The following is an 18,593-nucleotide window of genomic DNA, read 5'->3' on the forward strand; positions in this document are numbered from 1 at the left end:
ACCCCCGGGCGCGATTCAGCGCAGGAACGCCGCAGCCACCCCGGAATCGACCGGGATGTGCAGGCCGGTGGTCTGGGACAGGTCGGCGCCGGTGAGGGCGGCGACCGCCGCGGCCACATGCTCGGGCAGCACCTCGCGCTTCAGCAGGGTGCGCTGGGCGTAGTAGGCGCCGAGCTCGGACTCGGGGACCCCGTACACCGCCGCGCGCTGGGCACCCCAGCCGCCGGCGAAGATGCCGCTGCCGCGCACCACTCCGTCGGGATTGATGCCGTTGACGCGGATCCCGTGCTCGCCCAGTTCGGCAGCGAGCAGGCGTACCTGGTGGGCCTGGTCGGCCTTGGTGGCGGAGTAGGCGATGTTGTTCGGGCCGGCGAACACCGCGTTCTTGGAGGCGATGTAGATGATGTCCCCACCGATCCCCTGGGCGATCATCGCCCGGGCCGCCTCACGGGAGACGAGGAAGGACCCCCGGGCCATCACGTCGTGCTGGGTGTCCCAGTCCGCTGCAGTGGTCTCCAGCAGCGGCTTGGAGATGGACAGCCCGGCGTTGTTGACCACCAGGTCCACGCCCCCGAAGGCCAGGGCGGCCTGGCCGATCAGGTCGGCCACGGCGTCCTCTTCGGTGACGTCGGCGGCTACGGCCACGGCCACGTCCGGGCCACCGAGTTCGGTCGCCAGATCCTGTGCTGCTTCGGCGTCGCGGTCGGCGATGACGACGCAGGCGCCCTCGGCCACGAGTCGCTGGGCGATCGCCTTGCCGATGCCCGAGGCGCCTCCGGTGACCAGACCGATGCGGGTGGCGAGCGTTTTGGGCTTGGGCATGCGCTGAAGCTTGGCTTCCTCCAGCGCCCAGTACTCGATGCGGAACTTCTCGGATTCATCGATCGGCGCGTAGGTGGAGATCGCCTCGGCGCCGCGCATCACGTTGATGGCGTTGACGTAGAACTCCCCGGCCACGCGGGCAGTCTGCTTGTCCTTTCCGAAGGAGAACATCCCCACCCCGGGCACCAGCACGATCGCCGGGTCCGCCCCTCGCATCGCCGGGGAGTCGGCATCGGCGTGCCGCTGGTAATACCCGGCGTAGTCCTCGCGGTAGGCAGCGTGCAGTTCGTGCAACCGCTCGACGGCCTGCTCCAGCGGCGCCTCCGCGGGAAGGTCGAGCACCAGCGGCTTGACCTTGGTGCGAAGGAAGTGATCGGGGCAGGAGGTGCCCAGTTCGGCCAGCGCGGTGAGTTTGTCCCGGGCCAGGAACTCCAGCACCACGTCGGAGTCGGTGAAGTGGCCGACCTGCGGCCGGTCGGCCGAGGCGATGCCCCGGATCACCGGTGCCAGCGCGGCCGCGCGCGCACGGCGCTGCTCCGGTGCCAACGGTTCATATCCCGGGCGCTGGGCCCCGAAGGGGTGCTCGTCGCGTCCGGCCAGGTCCGCCGTGGCCTGCTCGATGTACTCCTCGGCCATCCGGATGATCTTCAGGGAACGCTCCTCGACCTGGTCGGAGGTTTCGCCCCAGGCGGTGATACCGTGCCCGCCCAGGATGCAGCCGATCGCCTGCGGGTTCTCCTCCTTGATCGCGGCGATGTCCAGGCCGAGCTGGAATCCCGGGCGGCGCCAGGGCACCCAGACCACCTCGTCGCCGTAGATGCGACGGGTGAGGTCCTCCCCGTCCACCGCGGTGGCCACGGCGATGCCGGCGTCGGGATGCAGGTGGTCCACGTGGTCGGCCTCCACCAGGGCGTGCATCGCGGTGTCGATCGAAGGCGCAGCCCCGCCCTTGCCGTGCAGGCAGTAGTCGAACGCGGCGACCATCTCATCCTCACGGTCCACGCCCGGATACACCTGCGGCAGGGCGCGCAGGCGGTCCATTCGCAGCACTGCCAGGTTGCTCTTGGTCAGCGTGCCCAGGTCACCGCCGGAGCCCTTGACCCACAGCAGCTCCACGTCGTCACCGGTGACCGGGTCCGGTGCCGAAGCCTTGGCGGAGGTGTTGCCACCGGCGTAGTTGGTGATCCGCGGGTCCGAACCGAGCCGGTTGGACCGCGCGACCAGATCGTCGACGGTACCCATCAGGCCCCCCATCCTGCCTGCGTCCCGCCCACCCGTGCGGCCGCGACCTCGGCGGCATAGCCAGAGGCGGCGAAGGCCGCCATCGGGTCGGGGTCCAGGCCCTGGCCGGCGCGTAGTTCGGCGAGCATCGGGCGCACGTCGGTGTTGTAGGCATCCATCAGCACCCCGTGGGCTCCGAGTACGTCCTGGGCCTGTTGGGCCGCTGTGAGTGCCTCGGAGTCCACCAAGAGCGCCTTGGCGGTAGCCTCCTGGACGTTCATCACCGAGCGGATCTGGCCAGGAATCTTCTCCTCGATGTTGTGGCACTGATCAAGCATGAAGTTCACCCCCGCTTCGGGCTTGAGCGCATCGGCCTGGACGATCTCGTGCATGATCCGGAACAGTTGGAACGGGTCCGCGGAGCCGACCATCAGATCGTCGTCGGCGTAGAAGCGTGAGTTGAAGTCGAAGGCACCCAGGCGACCCTGGCGCAGCAGTTGCATCACGATGAACTCGATGTTGGTCCCCGGTGCGTGGTGCCCGGTGTCCAGCACCACGGTGGCGCGCTCGCCCAGGGCCAGGCAGTGCAACAGGGCGGTGCCCCAGTCCGGGATATCGGTGGAGTAGAACGCCGGCTCGAAGAACTTGTACTCCAGCACCAACGTGTGGTCGGAGTCCATCGCGGCGTAGATTTCGGCCAGGGACTCGGCCAGGCGGTCCTGGCGGGCCCGCAGGGAGTCCTGGCCGGCATAGTTGGTACCGTCCGGGAGCCAGAGTTTGAGCTCCTTCGAGCCCGTGGCCCGCATCACGTCCAGGCACTGCATGTGGTGGTCGATGGCCTTGCGCCGGATGCGCTCATCGGAGTGGGTCAGCGAGGAGAGCCGGAAGTCGGCGTCCTGGAAGAGGTTGGCGTTGATCATGCCGATGGTCAGGCCGTGGTCATCGGCATGGCGGGCCAGATCGGAGAAGTCATCGACCAGGTCCCACGGGATGTGCAGCGACACCCGAGGCGTGATGCCGGTGTACTTGTGCACCTGGGCGGCGTCGGCAATCTTCTCGTAGGGATCCCGCGGAACACCCTCGGTGGTGAATACGCGGAACCGGGTCCCTGAGTTGCCGAACGCCCAGGAGGGCAGTTCCACGGTTTGCTCGGACAGTGCCGCCGTCGCGGCGCTCTGCCTACTCGACTGGTCGTTCATCACCGAATCCTCATTAATTCCGGAGCCCCAGGCCGTCGGCCCATGCGCCCGTCAGCCTATGAAACGTTTCAGTCAAATCTAGGCCCTTCGCTCCCCTCCGTGCAACCGTTCTACGCCAAATTATTGCCGGTCTCTACGCCAAATTGTTGCCGGTCCGTTGCCTGATGCGCGCGCGACGCAGGGCGGCCGAGATCTCCTCGACCGTGCCGCAGCGGCGTAGACTCTCGCGAATCCAGCGATGAACAGGACCTCGATGACGACCACCCACGGCCCCCGGACCGCCCGCCGACCGAGCGTGACCGACGTCGCCAAGTTGGCCAACGTGTCCGTCGGCACGGTGTCCAACGTGCTGAACCGCCCTGAACGCGTGGCCGACGCGACCCGGACTCGGGTAGAAAAGGCGATCGCGGCTCTGTCGTTCGTCCCGAACGCCTCCGCCCGCCAGTTGCGCGCGGGCACGATCACCACGGTGGGGGCGGTGCTGCTGGACATCCGCAACCCCTTCTTCACCGACATGGCACGCGGTATCGAGGACCGGATCGCCCTGGATGACCGCACCCTGATGCTGGCCAGTTCCGATGAGGACCCCAAGCGGGAGATGCGATACCTTCGCCTGTTCGAGGAGCACGGCGTCAGCGGTCTGCTCGTGGTGCCCTCCACGACCGAGATCGACCACCTGCTCGCGATCGTCGACCGCGGCCTGGACGTGGTGCTGCTCGACTCCCCCTCACCTACCCCTCGCATCTCCTCCGTCGCCGTGGACAACATCGAGGGTGGCAAGCTGGCCGCTCAGCATCTGCTGGCGATGGGGCACGAGGAGATCACGTTCATCAACGGCCCGCACAGCATCCGCCAGTGCCGCGACCGGTTCGCCGGTGTGGAACTCGCCGTCCAGGAGGCGGGCAGGGACCCGGCCGAGGTGATCACCGAGCTGACGATCTCGAGCCTGGACGCCGACGGCGGCGAGTTGGCCATCTCCCGCGTGCTCGATGAGCAGGGCGACGCGGCGCCGTCGGCGGTCTTCTGCGTCAATGACCTGGTCGCGATCGGGGTGCAGCGCACCATGCGCCGCCGCGGCCTCGAGATGGTGGGGCACATGGCGATCGTGGGCTACGACGACATCGACATCGCCAGCGAGCTCGCCCTGCCGCTGACGTCGGTTCGCCAGCCGCACCACGAACTCGGCTACCGCGCCGCCGACATCCTGATGACCGCGGGGACACCCGAGCACGTGGTCTTCCAACCGCAGTTGGTGGTCCGCGCCTCCTCCGACCCCGCATCCGGCTGAGTTCTGCAGCGCCGGTCTCCGCGTCCTCAGCGGTGCCCCCGTCTCCGGGTCCCCGGCGCCACCGCCCGAGCATGCCGACGGCCCGGGTCGGCTCAATCGTGGGCCGACCCGGGCCGCGTTCGCTGAACCCGCCCCGGGTGGGGCGGGCGGGTGATCAGACCAGGGTGACCATCGTCCAGGACACCGGCGGGAGGTTGACGTTGACGGCACCGTCGGAGACGCCGGCGCTGTCATTGCGGCGTGGCAGCACCGACGTCGCGTCATCTGCGGTGGCCGACCAGGTGTGGTCGGGGTTGGACAGCGTCACACAGTTGTCCACCCGCAGGTCACCCAGTGCGCGCAGATCCATCTGCACGTGCGTCTCCTCACTCAGTGACCGGTTCACCAGGAACAGCGACACCGACCCGGTCTCCGGATCCCGGGTGGCCACCGCATCGACCTGGTCCACCGGACCGTACTTGTCGGTCTCCAGCACCGGCGCATCGACCGCCACCTGCAGTACCTCGCCGCGGGCGTGCTGTGCGGTGAGGGCGAAGGGGTGGAAGGTGGTCTGGCGCCAGGCACGTCCACCCGGCTCGGTCATGATCGGGGCGATCACGTTGACTAGTTGGGCCAGCGAGGCCGAGTGCACCCGGTCGGTGTGCCGCAGCAGCGAGATGAGCAGGTTGCCCACCACCACCGCGTCGGCCACGTTGTACTTGTCCTCCAGCAGCACCGGCGCCACCGGCCACTCATCGCCGGACGGCGGGCGGGACTCGGCACGCTTCTGATACCAGACGTTCCACTCATCGAAGGAGATGTTGATCGCCTTGTTGTGCTTGCCCGCGGCCCGCACCGCATCGGCGGTGGCAGCCACCGAGTCGATGAAGTAGTCCATGTTCGCTGCACTGGCCAGGAAACTGGACAGGTCGCCGTCGTCCTCGTAGTAGTAGACGTGCGCGCTGATCAGGTCCACGTGGCGGTAGGTGTGCTCCAGCACGGTCGACTCCCAGGCGCCGAACGTGGGCATCGTGGAGTTCGAGGATCCGCAGGCCACAAGTTCCAGATCCGGGTCGATCATGCGCATCGCCCGCGCGGTCTCGGCAGCGAGGCGCCCGTATTCCTCGGCGGTCTTGTGACCGATCTGCCAGGGCCCGTCCATCTCGTTGCCCAGGCACCACATCTTGATCTTGTAGGGATCCTTGGCCCCGTTGGCGCGGCGGGCATCGGACAGGGCGGTCCCGCCGGGCACGTTGGTGTACTCCAACAGGTCCAGTGCCTCCTGGATGCCCCGGGTGCCCAGGTTCACCGCCATCATCGGCTCCACACCGGCCTTGGCGGTCCAGGCCAGGAACTCATCGACGCCGAAGGTGTTCGGATCGGTGGAGTGCCAGGCCAGGTCCAGGCGGGAGGGGCGCTGGTCCTCCGGACCGACACCGTCCTCCCAGCGGTAACCGGAGACGAAGTTGCCCCCCGGGTAACGGACCGTGCTGGTGCCCAACTCCGAGACCAGGTCCAGCACGTCGGTGCGGAACCCGTGCTCATCGGAGGTCGGATGCTCCGGCTCATAGATCCCGGTGTACACACACCGGCCAAGGTGTTCTACGAACGATCCGAAGGTGCGTTCGCGCACCGGCCCGACGACGAACGCCGGGTCCACGCTCAAACGTGCGGTTGACATGGGGTACTTCCTCCTGGTCAGCAGTGTGGTGGGGCGGGTGTCCCCCGGTCAGTTCATCGGCTGGGCCAACCGGTAGTAGGCGGCGTTCCAGCGCAGCTCCTGGCGCAGGGAGGCCACCTGGGTCTGGTCGTCGATGACCACCAGCTCGAGGCCGGCGAGCTCGGCGAAGTCGTCGAACACCTCCCGGCCCACCGCGGTGGTCAGGACCGTGTGGTGCGCACCGCCGGTGATCAGCCAGGCGCGCGCCGAGGTGCGCAGATCCGGTTTGGGCACCCACACCGCATGCGCCACGGGCAGGTTCGGCATCGGCTCCCGCTCGCCGACGATGTCCACCTCGTTGGCCACCAGCCGGAACCGTTCGCGCATGTCGCTCAGCGCCACCACCAGGCCCTCGCCGGGATCGGTGTCGAACACCAGGCGCACCGGGTCCTCCCGGTCCCCGATGCCCAGCGGGTGGATCTGCAGGCTGGGGCGCGAGGTGGTCAGGGTCGGGCAGATCTCCAGCATGTGCGCGCCCAGGATCACCTCGTCTCCCGGGGTCAGGTCGTAGGTGTAGTCCTCCATCAGCGAGGCGCCGCCGGGCAGACCGTGGCCCATCACCTTGGCCGCACGCACCAGGATGGCGGTCTTCCAGTCGCCCTCGGCCCCGAACCCGTAACCGGCGGCCATCAAGCGCTGCACGGCGAGGCCGGGCAGTTGGCGCAGCGGGCCGAGGTCCTCGAAGTTGGTGGTGAAGGCCTTGGCCCCGATCTGCTCCAGGAACGTGCGCATGCCCGCCTCCTGGCGGGCGCCGTAGCGCAACGACTCGTGCCGGTCTCCCCCGGGCCGCAGATCATCGACGACGTCGTAGCAGGCCAGGTAGTCCTCGATCAGTTCGTCGATGCTCGCCTCGGGCACCGCATCGATGGCGGCGGCCAGGTCGTGCACACCCCAGGTGTTCACGCTCACGCCCAGGCGCAGTTCGGCCTCGGTCTTGTCCCCTTCGGTGACCGCGACGTTGCGCATGTTGTCGCCGAAGCGCACCAACCGCATCCCGTAGATCTCGCTCCACGCGGTGGCCGCACGTGCCCAGGCTCCCACCTGCTCACGCACCAGGTCCTCCGACGCGTGGCCCACCACCACCTTGCGGGGAGTGCCCAGGCGCGCGGTGAGGTAACCGAACTCCCGGTCCCCGTGCGCGGCCTGGTTCAGGTTCATGAAGTCCATGTCGATCGTGGACCACGGCAGCGCCGCGTCGGCCTGCGTGTGCAGGTGCAGCAGCGGGGTGCGCAGCGCGTCCAGGCCGGTGATCCACATCTTGGCCGGGGAGAAGGTGTGCATCCAGGCGATCACCCCCACGCAGTCGGGGTCGGCGTTGGCCTCCAGCGCCAACGCGCGGATCTGCGCGGTGTCCTTGAGCACCGGCTTCCATACGATGCGCACCGGAACCTGGCCCGCCTCGTCGAGCAGCCCGGCGACCTGCTGGGACTGGGCGGCAACCTGGTCCAGGGTCTCGGGTCCGTACAGGTCCTGGCTGCCGGTGAGGAACCAGATCTCGCGCTGGGCGAAGGGGTCGATCACGTGTCCTCCCGGACTCCGTAGACGTTCTGATAGCGGTCGAACAAGGCGTCGACGTGGTGCGTTGCGATGGGGGCCGGATCGCCCAGCTGGCGGGCGATGTGCACGGTGCGGGCGACGTCCTCACACATCACGGCGGCCTTGACCGCATCGCGGGCATCGGCCCCGATGGTGAACGGGCCGTGGCCGGCCATCAGCACCGCGCGGGAGCGGTGCCCGGACAGGGTGGCCACGATGCCCTCTCCGATGGAGTCGTCACCGATCAGGGCGAACGGGCCCACCGGGATCTCACCACCGAACTCATCAGCGATCATGGTCAGTACGCACGGGATCGGTTCGCCCCGGGCGGCCCAGGCGGTGGCGTAGGTGGAGTGGGTGTGCACCACCCCGCCCACGTGGTCCATGTGCCGGTAGACGTAGGCGTGCGCGTCGGTGTCGGAGGAGGGGGCGAACTTCTCCGGGGTGCCGTCGACGATCTTCTTCCCGTCCAGGGTGCAGACCACCATCGACTCGGCGTCCAGGTCGTCGTAGGAGACCCCGGAGGGTTTGATCACGAACAGATCGGCGCCCGGCACCCGCTCGGACACGTTCCCCGCGGTCCAGATGACGAGGTCGTAGCGCACCAGCTCGGCGTGCAACTGGGCCACGTTCTCACGCACCCGAGCCACCTCGGACTGCACCTGTGCGGGCAACTCGGCGAGCACGATCCGGCTCATGTCAACTCCTCGGGGACAGTCAGCTCCGGGGAGTCCACGCTCCCGCCGTCGTCGGCTGTGAGCGCTTGGCGCCGGATGGCCTTGAGCCTTCGCATCACGTCGTTCCCGCCACGACCGAAGTAGTCGTGCAGCTTCTGGTACTCGGCGTACAGGGCGCTGTAGGCCCGGTGAGCCTGCGGGTCGGGGGTGTAGGCACCGACTGTGCGGCCTCCCATCGCCGCTCCCGCGGCCCGCACGTCCGGGTAGGCGCCGGCGGCCACCGCGGCGTGGATCGCCGAGCCCAGGGCTGGACCCTGCTCGGAGACGATGGTGCTCAGCGGTAGTCCGGTGACGTCGGCGTACATCTGCATCAGGAAGGTGTTCTTCAGCAGCCCGCCGGCCACCACCAACTCCTGCACCGCCAACCCGGAGTCGGTGAAGGCCTCCACGATCGTTCGGGTGCCGAATGCGGTGGCTTCGAGCAGGGCGCGGTAGGTGTCCTCGGGCCGGGTGGCCAGGGTCTGACCCACGATCATCCCGGACAACTCGTGATCGACCAGCACCGAACGGTTCCCGGAGTGCCAATCCAGGGCGATCAGGCCGTGGCCGCCGATCGGTTGCTGGGAGGCCAGGTGGGTCAGGTAGGTGTGCAGGTTCTCCCCGCGTGCGGCGGCCTCCTCGGCGTAGGCCCGCGGCACGCCGGTGGCCACGAAGTGGCCGAAGATGTCACCGACGCCGCTCTGCCCGGCCTCATAGCCGTACAGCCCGTCGACCACGCCGCCGTCGACCACCCCGCACATGCCGGGCACCTCTCGCAGTTCGTCCGCGTTCATCACGTGGCACGTGGACGTTCCCATGATCAGGGTGAGTTGGCCCGGGTCCACGGCGTTCGCGGCCGGGAGGGTCACGTGTGCGTCGACGTTGCCCACCGCCACCGCGATGCCCTCGGGCAGTCCGGTCCAGGAGGCGGCCTCGGCGGTGAGCGGGCCGGCGCTGGCGCCCAGCGTGGCGATCTCGCTGGGAAGCTTCTCCTGCGCGAAGGTGGCGAAGTCGGGGTTGAGCGCAGCCAGGTAGTCGCTCGAGGGGTAGCGGCCGTCCTGGTAGATGCCCTTGTAGCCGGCGGTGCACGGGTTGGGTGCGTAGGTTCCGGACAGTTGCCACACGATCCAGTCGGCCGCCTCCACCCAATGGTCCATCGCGGCGTAGACCTCTGGGGCCTCCTCGAGCAGTTGCAGCCCCTTGGCGAACTGCCACTCGGAGGAGATCATTCCCCCGAAGCGGGGCAGCCAGGGCTCGCGCCGCTCCGCGGCCAGCGAGGTGATCCGGTCGGCCTGCGCCTGGGCGGCGTGGTGCTTCCACAGTTTGACGTAGGCGTGCGGGTTGTTCGTGAACTCCGGGAGTTCACTCAACGGGGTGCCGTCGCCACGTACCGGCAACGGAGTGGAGGCGGTGAAGTCGGTGCCGATCCCGATCACGTCGGCCGGGTCCGCGCCGGCCCGGCGCAGTGCCTCCGGGACGGCGTTCTTGAGCACGTCGACGTAGTCCTCGGCGTTCTGCAGCGCCCAGTCCGGTGGCAGGGGCTGGCCGTCGCCGGCGCTGAGCACGGTGTCCATCACGGCGTGACGATAGGCATGCTCGGCGCTGGCGAGTTCGGCACCATCGGCCACGCGAACCACCACGGCCCGGCCGGACAGGGTGCCGAAGTCCACTCCCACCGCCAGAGCACGCTCGTTGTCCACGGTCACGGGGCCTCCTTCATCTCGGCCTCATCGCTCGGAGGTCCGCACGATGGCGGGCTGGTTGATCCGGGTCGCTGGGCGGGACCGCCGCCCAGCATCCCGGGTGACGTCGATGTTAACGATCACAACCAGGGATGGCAAGACCCTGACGGCGCCAGGTCAGCGGGCGAGGCGCAGCAGCGCCGAACCGTGCGCGTCCAGGGCCAGGGTGAGGGCGCCGTCGTCGTCCCACGCCTGATCCGCCCCGCTCCACAACTCGACCACATCCTCGGTGCCGTCCGCGCCGAATTGGTACCCGGGTAGGCGCACGCGGACGGGCTCATCGCCCAGGTGGAAGATCCCGGCGTAGACGTGCCCGTCCACGGCGGACTCCGACCGCCAGATGACCAGGTCGCGCTCTCGCAGGATCTCCCGGGGACTCCGGCCCCGCCGCAGCACCTCCAGGACCCGGTCGTTGGTCAGCAACTCGATGGTCTCCGGACTGGACGTGGGCAGGTCCGCCCCCACCATCAGCGGGGATCGGGCGATCACCCACAGGCTCATCAGGGTCTGCTGCTCGGCCGGGGTGAGCCGGGAGTGTCGGTCCTCCCCGCGTTCGGCGCGGATCCCGATCCGGCCCAGGGGGATCATGTCGGCGTCCGCCCAGCCTCCGGGCCCGGAGTTGGGCGCCCACCGGGCCAGCCGGCCGAACTGGTCGCGTACGTCCTCCCACCGGTCCCACAGGTCGTCACTGATGCGCCACATCGTGGCGTGCTGCCTCAGATGCACGCCGTGGACCAGCGACAGGTCCCGGCCCGGTGACAGGGACAACTCGATCTCGCGGCCGCTGCGCCGGATCGCGAGCGCCAGGGCTTCGATGTCCGCTGCACGATAGGGCCAGAGCATGTCATCGGCCTTGATGAAGTCCACACCCCAGCTCGCCAACTGGGCGATGAACGAGTCGTAGTAGGCCTGGGTGCCCGGGTGGTCGTGGTTGAGACCGTAGTTGTCCGGGTTCCACTCGCACACCGCCCCGGTGTCGGCGATCTGAGCCGCGGTGTAGGAGGTTCCCTCCACGGGCAGGTCCGCGTGCACTGCCGGCCGCGGGATACCTCGCATGATGTGCACCCCGAACCGCAGGCCCAGGTCGTGCACGGCGCCGGCCAGCGGGGCGAACCCGGCTCCGTTCGCCGCGGAGGGGAACCGGTTCGGCGCGGGCATCGGCCGGCCGTAACCATCCAGGGCCACGGGCGCATCGGCGTTGTAACCGTGGGCACGGGCGGTGGGGTCGTACCAGGCGATGTCGACGACGACGGTGTCCCAACCGTGGGCACGCATGCGCTCGGCCATGAAGTCGGCGTTGGCCAGCACCTCCGACTCTGTGACGGTGGTGCCGTAACAGTCCCAGCTGTTCCAGCCCATCGGTGGCGTTTGGCTGCGCGTGGCCGATGCCGTCATGGCTGACCTCTCTCCATCGGGAGTCCGGATGTGAGCGTTCACGCTACCGGGTGCGGTGACAATGTCCAGCGCCCTGGCCGGCACTGCGTCGTGAGGCAGGACTTCCGAAGGCGCGTGATCGGGCCGGTGCCGGAGGGCCGGCGACCTACTCTGTGTGCATGAGCGTGACGATGCGGGACGTGGCCGCCCTCGCCGGGGTGTCGGTCAAGACCGTCTCCCGGGTGGTCAACCTCGAGCCGCATATCCGGCCCAAGACGCTCCGGCGCGTACGCGCAGCGATCGAGGAACTCGGTTGGCTTCCCAACACCAGCGCGCGCACCCTGCGCACCGGCCGGACCGGCATCATCGGCGTGGGCGTGCCCGACCTGCGCCAACCCGACCTGGCCGCTCTGGTGAATGTCCTCGTCGAGGAGATCGCGCGGAACGGGATGCACGCCGCCGTGGAACCGACCCACGACCGCCCCGAACGCCTGCGCAACCTGCTCGAGGCTCGCGGTGAGACCTTCGACGGCATCGTCACCATCGGCCCGATCGCACCGGAACTGATGAGCAGCATGAGGGCCACGGAGCCGCTGGTCAGCATCCAGGCCGCCATCGTGGGCGCGGTGGACGGCGTCGAAACCGATCACGTCGAGGCGGCTTCGCTGGTGGCGCGGCATCTGGCGGTCATGGGCAGATCCCGGCCGGTGCTGTTGGGCTATGAACGCGTCACCCTTGCTGGTCAGGCGATGCTACGGGCATTGCGGGCTGAGGGCATCGGACCGCCGCTGGCCACGGATGGACGCGTGCGGACTCGTTCCGAGGGTTTCGAGGCGGCCCGTCACGCGGTCGCAACCTGGCCGCAGACGGACGCGATCGTCTGCGCCCGCGACACCGCCGCGCTCGGGGCACTGGCAGCCCTGGCCGCCGACGGTGTGTGCGTTCCGGACGAGGTTGCGGTGATCGGCAACGGGGCTCTCGATGACGGACGGTTCACCACCCCCTCCCTCACCACCGTCAGCCCCGGGCGGGCCCGGATGGCGCGCGCCGCCATGGATCTGCTGACCGAGCGACTGTCGGGGGCCGCCGACGCCCAGCCCCGACGGACCCTGACCCCGGTGGAGCTGGTCCGGCGTGAATCGACCCTCGGACCGGGGCTGCCATGAGCCGCCCGACGCTGGCCGACGTCGGCCGGATCGCGGGCGTCTCCGCCAAGACCGTGTCGAACGTGATCCTGGGTCGTGGCCGCGTCTCGGCCGCCACGCGGCAGAAGGTCGAGGAGGCGATCGTGGCCGTGGGTTACCGGGTCAACCAGGCCGGCCGGGGACTTGCCTCGGGCCGGCACGGCCGGATCGCGGTCGTGGTCCCGATGCTCTACCAGCCCTACTTCGCCGAGGTCGCCGAACGGCTCATCCTCGCCGTGGAGGCACAGGGGTTGTCCACCACGCTGCGGCTGGCTCCCACCCCCCAGGCCGAGCGCGATGCCGTGTTGGGCATCACCACACCCGATGTGGACGGCGTGGTGATCTGCCCGCATGCGCTGAGCGATGACCTGCTCGATGGGGCGGAGCCACCCCAACCGGTGGTGACCCTCGGCGGAGGCCCGCTGGATCGGCTCGATGGCGTCATCATGGGTGAGCGCGCCGGGATGCATGCGGTGACCACTCACCTGCTCGATACCGGGCGCCGCCGGATCGCGCTGGTGTGGAACTCGCCGCAGGGCGCGATGCCCGAAGGGGCCAGGTTCGAGGGGTATCAGCAGGCTCTGGGCGAGTACGGACTGACGGTCGACCCGGCTCTGATCGCTCCAGGCTCGGACTGGGACCGACGTATCACGGGGTACGAGGCGATGGTGGCGCTGCTGCGCACCCGCGTCGACTTCGACGCGGCTGTGTGCATCAATGACGCGGTCGCTGTCGGTGCGCTGCGAGCGCTGCGCAGCCATGGCAGGCGGGTGCCCGATGACGTGGCCGTCACCGGCTTCGACGATACCGACGAGGCCGAGTTCACCACACCGGCACTGACGTCGGTTCAGCCCGACCAGGAGGTCATGGTGGAGCACGCGGTGACCATGCTGGTCGAGCGTCTGGGTGGGCTCCGCGGCGCCGGCCGACACGTGCGCACCGGCGCCCACCTGGTACCGCGAGCCTCCTCCCGCTCCGCCTGAGCGAGCCGGTGGGATGGGCGCCGGGCGCCCCGCACCCGGCCGTTGCCGGCCGTCTCTCCCGTGGCCGGCTGAACCGGTTACAGCTTGCGGCAATGCTGTCGATCATGGATCGACAACATCTCGACGCCAATTCTTGTCCTGCTCTTGACAACGCTGAATCACTGCCTCCAAAATCGACGAATCTTCAATGGAACAACGCTTGGAACACCGCCCGAGCCACTGAGACCCAGTTCGTCGGGCGTGTAAGCGAATCGATCGGCGGCCACGAGGACGTCACGGCGGCACCCGGGGTGTCGACGCCCCGGGAACGAGCCCGGCCACGCCCCTCCGGGCGTGCGACGCACGTGCGCGGCGACCAGCAGCACGATCACCCACAACACACCACGGACCGTTCTCGCCGGCTGGTCCGGTGATCTCAAGGAGGAGTTCATGAGTAGGACGATTGCGGCTCGGCAACGAAGCCGCGGAAGAATGCTTGCCACCACAGCAGCCAGCGCCGCAGTAGCCGCGCTCGTGCTCGCCGGCTGCACGGGCGGGGGTGGTGGTGGGGGCGGCTCCGCCGACGATGGCACGGTGAGCATCCTGGTGCTCAAGCACCCCCTGACCCGGCCGATGTCGGAGATGGCCTGGGTGGAGGATCTGGAGGAACGCGCCGACGTCACCATCGAGTGGGAAGAAGTGTCGGCGGACTGGGACCAGAAGAAGTCCACAATGCTGGCCGCCGGTGATGTCCCCGACCTGATCGTGGGTACCAACGCCATCACCAACGCCGACTTCGCCACCTTCACCGGCCTGTTCGCCGACCTCAACGAACACATGGATACCCTGCCGAACGTGCAGGCGATGTTCGAGGCACAACCGGACCTGGTGCAGGTCGCCACCCAGGCCGATGGCGCGATCTATGGGCTGCCCGGCTACAAGCGGTTCTGGCCCGACACCGTTACGCACCAGTACATCAACCAGGACTGGCTGGACAACCTCGGTCTCGACGTACCGACCACCTGGGACGAACTCTTCGACGTGCTGGTGGCCTTCCGTGATGAGGACGCCAACGGCAACGGGGACCCCAGCGATGAGATCCCGATGGACTGGGCGCCAGCGGGTGAGAGCGGCTTCGGCTACTTCCAGCCCACCGTCCTGCTCGGTAGCCTCGGACTGCCCCTGGCTGGTGGCGGTGGCTCCGGGTACTTCGTCGAGGACGGAGTCGCCGGCAGTTTCCTCACCGATGAGCGCTACCGGGAGGTGGTGGCGTTCCTGCACCGTTGCTACGAGGCCGGGTTGATCAGTGAAGACGTGATGACCCAGGACTACTCCGCCTACCAGTCGATCGGTCGCGGCGACGGGGACGTAGCCAAGGTCGGCTTCAGTTGGGGGTGGACCGCCAGCGACAGGTTCGGCGAGGTGCTCGCCCCGCAGTACACCGCGACCGCACCCCTGCTCGCCGAGGCCGACCAGGACGAGGACCTGGCCTGGACGTATGACTCCTATGGGGAGAACTTCCCGCAGAACCAGGTCACGATGGCGGCGAACGCGAACACCGAGGCGGCCCTGCGCGTGATCAACGCCTTCTACGACCAGGATATCTCGCTGCAGGTGCTCTGGGGCGACTTCGGGGAGAGCATCGAGAAGATCGACGACACCACCTACGAGGTGCTACCTCCCGCAGATGGCGAAAGTGACCCGTCCACCTGGAAGTGGACCACCACCATCGCCGACAACGGGCCGGTGTGGATCCGGGACGAGCTGGATGTGACCATCCCGGTCGACCTGCAGGAGGCGGTGGACGAGGCCGAACCACTGATGGACGCCCTGGACAACATGGACCTGGTGATGGATGTCTGGCCCGGCCAGTTCATCAAGATGAGCCAGGAGGACTCCAACACAGTCTCCCTCAACGACACAGCGGTGATGAACCTGGCCATGACGCGATGGGCCGAGTGGGTGACCGGCGGGGGCGTGGAGGACGACTGGGAGGCCTACGTTGCCGAGTTGGAGAACTCCGGGCTGACCGAGAACGTCGAGATCCACCAGCGCTACTTCGACGAGTACCTGGAGAACCGCTGATCACCACGCGTGGCCTGCGGGCACACCCGCCCACGGGCCACGCGACGGCCCTGACCCCGTCGACTCCATGGCGGAGCACGCCCGACTGAAAGGGATGCACCTTGGTGACCACGCCGACGCGCGCCGTCGCGCCACCGCCGATCGTTCCGGCACAGGACCGGCCCGGGAAGCGCCGAGTCTCGCGACACCTCCACAAGTACTGGCAACTGTGGCTGATGGCCGCCCCGGCGATCGGCTTCGTCTTCCTCTTCTCCTACGTGCCGATGTACGGCATCCAGCTGGCCTTCCGGGAGTTCGACTTCACCGGCGGCCTGACCGGTGGTGAGTGGGTCGGCCTGAAGTACTTCATCCAGTTCTTCGAGAGCGCCCTGTTCTGGACGCTGATGCGCAACACCGTGCTCATCAGTGTCTCCACCCTGGTGGTGGGCTTCATCGCCCCGATCGCGCTGGCACTGATCATCAACCAGGTCTTCGGCCGGCGGCGCAAGAAGTTCCTGCAGACCGCCACCTACCTGCCCCACTTCATCTCGATCGTGGTGATCGTGGGCATGTTGCAGGTGTTCCTGTCTCCCTCCTCGGGTTTGATCACCCGGTTCCTGCAGGGCCTGGGGATCACCGGGGTGAACTTCCTCGGTGACACCGGGGCCTTCGTGCCGGTGTACGTGATCTCCGAGGTCTGGCAGCACGCGGGCTGGAACAGCATCATCTACCTCGCGGCCCTGTCCGCGGTGAGCCCGCAACTGTATGAGGCAGCCAGGATCGACGGAGCGAACCGCCTGCAGATCATCCGGCACGTCGACGTACCAGCCCTGGTCCCGACCATGATCATCCTGCTCATTCTCAATATGGGCACCGTGCTCAATACCGGCTTCGAGAAGATCTTCTTGATGCAGAATCCGCTCAACCTCGGCATCTCCGAGGTGATCGCGACCTATGTGTACAAGATCGGAATCCTGTCCAACCAATTCAGTTACGGCACGGCGATCGGGCTGTTCAACACCCTGATCAACTTCGCGTTCCTGGTGATCGCCAACCAGCTCGCCAAACGTTACTCGAACACGAGCCTGTGGTGAGGAGCCCCTTGATGTCTCGCCTGTTCGCCACCCCGCGCCTGGCCGCGCTGCGCAAGCGCACACCCGGAGATCTCGCGTTCAGCCTCGTCCTGGGCCTGGTGTGCGCACTGATCCTGTTCGTGACCCTCTACCCGGTCTACTTCGTGGTGATCGCCTCGGTCAGTGACCCGACCCTGGTGGCAACCGGGGGCGTCTCGCTCTGGCCCCGGCGCATCAGTTGGTTCGGCTACGAGCAGATCCTGGCCGATGCGAGGATCTGGACCGGGTACCGCAACACGTTGCTCTACGCCTCGGTCGGCACCGCGCTGAACCTCGCTGTCACACTGCCGGCGGCCTACGCGCTGTCCCGGCGGGAGTTCGCCCCACGCAAGGTGCTGATGTTCTTCTTCGCCTTCACGATGTTCTTCAACGGCGGCCTGATTCCCACCTACCTGCTGTACCGGGACCTGAACCTGTTGGACAACTGGCTGGTATTCGTCCTGCCCCCGGCCGTGAACGTGTACAACCTCATCATTACGCGGGCGTTCTTCGAGAACTCCCTCCCCGATGAACTCTTCGAGGCCGCGACGCTGGATGGAGCCAGTTACCTGCAGTTCTTCGTCCGCATGGCCCTGCCGCTCTCGCTGGCGGTGATCTCGGTGATCGGGCTGTACTACCTGGTGCAGCACTGGAACGACTTCTTCACCGGTCTGGTCTTCGTGCGCGACTACCAGAAACAACCACTGCAGATCGTGCTGCGGGACATCCTCATCTCCAACCAGGCCTTCTCCGGCGGTGCCGGCGGGTCGGGCGGGTCGGGCGGCGGTAGCTACGCCCAGCAGTACGCCGACCAGATCAAGTACGGAGTGATCGTGGTCTCGACCTTGCCGGTGATCGTGCTGTACCCGTTCCTGCAGCGCTACTTCGAGAAGGGCATCATGATCGGTTCGGTGAAGGGCTGATGGGCACCGCGACACCCCGGGCCGGCGAGGCACCGCGATGACTTGGCTGGTGGGCTGGCACTCCCGGATCGGGCGTGCGGGGCTGCGCCTGCTCGCCCTGCACCTGCTCTGGATCATCTGGACTCTGCGCGGGGGGATCGTGCTGGGTGTCTTCCCCGCGACCGCAGCGGTATACGCCGTCATCCGCCGTGGCATCCTCACACCCGAGCACGGGGTACGGGTGCGGCTTCGCACCCACTTCGGCACCACCTGGCGCATCGAGTTCGCGGCGGCGAACCGGCTGGGGTACCTGCTGGTGATTCCGTGGGTGATCCTGGTGATCAACCGCCGACTGGTGGCAGTGGTCGACTTCGGTGCCCCCGGACCGGTGCTGGCCGGTCTGCTCACCGTGCTCGGTGTGGTGCTCTTCGCCGTCAGTGTCAATGTGTGGATCCTTGCGGCCCACTTCGATGAGGGCGCCCTGGCGATGCTGTGCCGGGCCCTCACGCTGATCCCGGCGCGGCCGGCAATTGCGGCGCTGACGATTCTCACCGCCGCAGTCGTGCTGGCGGGCTACTACCTCGTGCCAGGATTGATCATCGTGTTCGGTCTCACCCTGCCAGCAGCCCTCACCTCCCAGTACCTGTGGAGCACCGGGCTCCTGCGGCCGCCGGCAACGCCGGTACCGACACGCCCGGCGCCGACCGTCGGACCCGCCGCGCGCACATCGACGGCAGGTGCGGCCGCTGCCTCCTGACCACTCCCTCGGCGA

General features: G+C 68.1%; 14 protein-coding genes. 7 read left to right on the forward strand and 7 right to left on the reverse strand.

Annotated features, from left to right (window positions below):
• Nucleotides 1-15: 15 nt before the first annotated feature.
• On the reverse strand, nt 16-2,064 hold the full coding sequence (locus ACPL7H_RS08645; RefSeq protein WP_424796547.1) for a bifunctional aldolase/short-chain dehydrogenase: 2,049 nt from the start codon (nt 2,062-2,064) through the stop codon (nt 16-18).
• Nucleotides 2,064-3,242 carry an L-rhamnose isomerase gene (rhaI, locus tag ACPL7H_RS08650; RefSeq protein ID WP_424796548.1) on the reverse strand — a complete coding sequence of 393 codons (1,179 nt, stop codon included), beginning with the start codon at nt 3,240-3,242 and terminating at the stop codon, nt 2,064-2,066. The genes ACPL7H_RS08645 and rhaI overlap by 1 nt, the downstream gene beginning before the upstream one ends.
• Nucleotides 3,243-3,495: 253 nt before the next feature.
• Here rhaI and ACPL7H_RS08655 point away from each other — a divergent pair, with 253 nt between their 5' ends.
• Entirely contained in the window at nt 3,496-4,530 is a 1,035-nt protein-coding gene (locus ACPL7H_RS08655) for a LacI family DNA-binding transcriptional regulator (RefSeq protein ID WP_424786408.1), read from the forward strand.
• 154 nt (nt 4,531-4,684) lie between these two features.
• Here the strand turns inward: ACPL7H_RS08655 and ACPL7H_RS08660 are convergent, their stop codons facing one another.
• The 5 genes from ACPL7H_RS08660 to ACPL7H_RS08680 form a co-directional block, all read right to left on the reverse strand.
• Nucleotides 4,685-6,190, reverse strand: coding sequence for an alpha-N-arabinofuranosidase (locus tag ACPL7H_RS08660; RefSeq protein WP_424796549.1), 1,506 nt, complete (start codon nt 6,188-6,190; stop codon nt 4,685-4,687).
• Between the two features lie 48 nt (nt 6,191-6,238).
• The gene (araA, locus tag ACPL7H_RS08665) at nt 6,239-7,750 is read right to left on the reverse strand and encodes an L-arabinose isomerase (RefSeq protein ID WP_424796550.1); all 1,512 of its coding nucleotides are present in this window, start codon (nt 7,748-7,750) and stop codon (nt 6,239-6,241) included.
• On the reverse strand, nt 7,747-8,463 hold the full coding sequence (locus ACPL7H_RS08670; RefSeq protein ID WP_424796551.1) for an L-ribulose-5-phosphate 4-epimerase: 717 nt from the start codon (nt 8,461-8,463) through the stop codon (nt 7,747-7,749). The genes araA and ACPL7H_RS08670 overlap by 4 nt, the downstream gene beginning before the upstream one ends.
• On the reverse strand, nt 8,460-10,187 hold the full coding sequence (araB, locus tag ACPL7H_RS08675) for a ribulokinase (protein ID WP_424796552.1): 1,728 nt from the start codon (nt 10,185-10,187) through the stop codon (nt 8,460-8,462). Before araB ends, ACPL7H_RS08670 begins: the two co-directional genes overlap by 4 nt.
• Nucleotides 10,188-10,340: 153 nt before the next feature.
• Complete coding sequence (locus ACPL7H_RS08680; RefSeq protein ID WP_424796553.1) at nt 10,341-11,618, reverse strand: glycoside hydrolase family 27 protein; 1,278 nt, start codon at nt 11,616-11,618, stop codon at nt 10,341-10,343.
• 158 nt (nt 11,619-11,776) lie between these two features.
• On the opposite strand from ACPL7H_RS08680, the gene ACPL7H_RS08685 reads away from it, so the two are divergent.
• The 6 genes from ACPL7H_RS08685 to ACPL7H_RS08710 all read left to right on the forward strand — a co-directional run bounded on the left by ACPL7H_RS08685 (nt 11,777) and on the right by ACPL7H_RS08710 (nt 18,578).
• Nucleotides 11,777-12,763, forward strand: a complete 987-nt coding sequence (locus ACPL7H_RS08685; protein WP_424796554.1) for a LacI family DNA-binding transcriptional regulator — start codon at nt 11,777-11,779, stop codon at nt 12,761-12,763.
• Nucleotides 12,760-13,764 carry a LacI family DNA-binding transcriptional regulator gene (locus tag ACPL7H_RS08690; RefSeq protein WP_424796555.1) on the forward strand — a complete coding sequence of 335 codons (1,005 nt, stop codon included), beginning with the start codon at nt 12,760-12,762 and terminating at the stop codon, nt 13,762-13,764. The genes ACPL7H_RS08685 and ACPL7H_RS08690 overlap by 4 nt, the downstream gene beginning before the upstream one ends.
• 429 nt (nt 13,765-14,193) lie before the next feature.
• Entirely contained in the window at nt 14,194-15,828 is a 1,635-nt protein-coding gene (locus ACPL7H_RS08695; protein ID WP_424796556.1) for an ABC transporter substrate-binding protein, read from the forward strand.
• Between the two features lie 104 nt (nt 15,829-15,932).
• Nucleotides 15,933-16,901 (forward strand): ABC transporter permease, encoded by a 969-nt coding sequence (locus ACPL7H_RS08700; protein WP_424796557.1) that lies wholly within the window; start codon nt 15,933-15,935, stop codon nt 16,899-16,901.
• 11 nt (nt 16,902-16,912) lie between these two features.
• Nucleotides 16,913-17,842 (forward strand): carbohydrate ABC transporter permease, encoded by a 930-nt coding sequence (locus ACPL7H_RS08705; protein WP_424796558.1) that lies wholly within the window; start codon nt 16,913-16,915, stop codon nt 17,840-17,842.
• Between the two features lie 37 nt (nt 17,843-17,879).
• Nucleotides 17,880-18,578, forward strand: a complete 699-nt coding sequence (locus ACPL7H_RS08710) for a YesL family protein (protein WP_424796559.1) — start codon at nt 17,880-17,882, stop codon at nt 18,576-18,578.
• Nucleotides 18,579-18,593: the final 15 nt, after the last annotated feature.

This window comes from Pseudactinotalea sp. Z1732, from assembly GCF_049724975.1.
GTDB lineage: Bacteria > Actinomycetota > Actinomycetes > Actinomycetales > Beutenbergiaceae > CALKWS01.